Origin of the sequence: Enterobacter cloacae complex sp. IR5450 (genome assembly GCF_049238665.1) — a bacterium.
Lineage (GTDB): Bacteria > Pseudomonadota > Gammaproteobacteria > Enterobacterales > Enterobacteriaceae > Enterobacter > Enterobacter hormaechei_C.
In genome coordinates, this window is sequence record NZ_JBMKIC010000105.1 from 1 (window position 1) to 515 (window position 515).

At 54.8% G+C, this 515-nt stretch carries 1 protein-coding gene; it reads left to right on the forward strand.

All coding sequences use genetic code 11. The features are described from left to right. Positions 1 to 115 precede the first annotated feature (115 nt). Positions 116 to 448: a phage head closure protein gene (locus ACOTYB_RS24905; RefSeq protein ID WP_063436817.1), complete on the forward strand. Its 333-nt coding sequence runs from the start codon at positions 116 to 118 to the stop codon at positions 446 to 448. Positions 449 to 515: the final 67 nt, after the last annotated feature.

Genomic DNA, 515 nt, shown 5'->3' on the forward strand with positions numbered 1-515 from the left:
TGGCGGAGTCAAACGAGGCTCTGACGGCGGTGATCTACCAGTCGATGGTAGTGGAAGAGAGTGACGCTGAACTTCCACAGCATACTTATCTCAGCGGAAATCCCAGGGGGTGAGCATGCAGGCCGGAAAACTTCGTCACCGCGTTACATTGCAGAGGCCTGTTAAAACCCAGAATCCGGCTACCGGAGCCATCATTAACGGCTGGGCTGACGTTGCTACCCTGTGGGCCAGTGTTGTCGATCTGTCCGCGCGTGAGTTTGTAGCGGCCCAGGCAGGGCAGAGCGAAGTCACGACGCGGATCACTATTCGCTGGCGCGATGATGTAACCAGTAAGCACCGAATCCTTTATCTCGGCCGTGTTTATAACGTCCATGGCGTTCTGTCCGACGATAAAAGCGGGCGCGAATATCTGACACTTCCATGTTCGCAGGGGGTTAACGATGGCTGATGGTATTGAGTTCAGCATTACTGGCGTCGATTCTTTGCTGGGAAAACTGGATGCCGTCAGCGTCGAT